The sequence below is a fragment of the Streptomyces sp. NPDC020379 genome (assembly GCF_044387105.1).
GTDB lineage: Bacteria > Actinomycetota > Actinomycetes > Streptomycetales > Streptomycetaceae > Streptomyces.
This window is the reverse complement of the sequence record NZ_JBIRVR010000061.1, coordinates 1-1,148: the sequence shown is the minus strand read 5'-3', so window position 1 is coordinate 1,148 and position 1,148 is coordinate 1. Positions and strand designations below refer to the sequence as shown.

At 67.0% G+C, this 1,148-nt stretch carries 2 protein-coding genes; both read left to right on the top strand.

Annotated features, from left to right (window positions below; all coding sequences use genetic code 11):
- The first annotated feature begins 64 nt into the window (after positions 1-64).
- Positions 65-604: a transposase gene (locus ACH427_RS32340; RefSeq protein WP_398875401.1), complete on the top strand. Its 540-nt coding sequence runs from the start codon at positions 65-67 to the stop codon at positions 602-604.
- On the top strand, positions 601-1,148 hold a 548-nt coding region (locus ACH427_RS32335; RefSeq protein ID WP_398875399.1), incomplete at its 3' end, for a transposase. The genes ACH427_RS32340 and ACH427_RS32335, both read left to right, overlap by 4 nt.

Genomic DNA, 1,148 nt, shown 5'->3' with positions numbered 1-1,148 from the left:
TACTGACTTTGTTGGCGTGTTGTCGCGGCTGACATGTGTTGCCTGCCGCTGTACGTCAAGGGCCATGAGGTATCCGCAAGGGGGTGGCCTGACGGCCGAACGGCAGGCGTTTCGTGAGCGCATCCGGATGGACGCGGCAGCGATGTTCGCGGCGGGGCAGGGCAACGCGCTGGTGGCAAAGCAGCTGCGGGTCAGTGTGCGTTCGGTGCAGAGATGGCGGTGTGCCTGGCAGGAAGGTGGCGAGTCGGCCCTGCGGAGCCAGGGTCCGGCCTCGCGACCGAAGCTGGGCGAGCCCCTGGTGGCGGTGCTCGAGGCCGAGCTGGCGAAGGGGCCGGTGGCGCATGGCTGGTCCGACCAGACCTGGACCCTGTCCAGGATCAAGACGTTGATCGGCCGCCGGTTCCACAAGACCATGACGCTCTCGGCGATCGCGCAGATGCTGCACCGGCACGGTTTCAGCCACCAGGTCCCCGCCAGGTGTGCGACCGAGCGCGACGAGGGCGCGGTCACCGGTTGGGTGAAGGACACGTGGCCGCAGGTGGAAACACCGCGGCGGCGCTCGATGCCTGGATCGTCTTCGAGGACGAGGCCGGCTTCTCGATGACGCCGCCAACCTGCCGCACCTGGGCCAAGCGCGGCCGCACCCCGGTGGTCCGGGTCCGCGGCCGGTCCCAGCGCCGGTACTCGATCGCCGCGCTGTGCTGCTACAAACCTGGCGAACGCTCGCGCCTGATCTTCAGACCCAAGCGTCATGCCGACCACAAACGTGCAGGCCGCCGCAGCTTTGCCTGGACCGAGTACCGCGATCTGCTGACCGCCGCACACCACCAGCTGCAAGGCCCGCTTGTGCTCGTCTGGGACAACCTGAACGTGCACCTGGACGCCCGCCTGCGGGCCTTCATCACTTCCCGCGACTGGATCACGTCCTTCCAACTACCCTCCTACGCGCCCGACCTCAACCCGGTCGAGGGCATCTGGTCGGTGGTCCGAAGGACCGGCCAGGCCAATACTGCTTTCACCAGCCCGGAGCACCTGATCCGAGCCCTGCGACGCAGACTCCGTGAAATCCAGTACCGCAGCGAAATCATCGACGGCTGCCTCACCGGAACCGGACTCACCCTCACGACACCACACCAACAAAGTCAGTA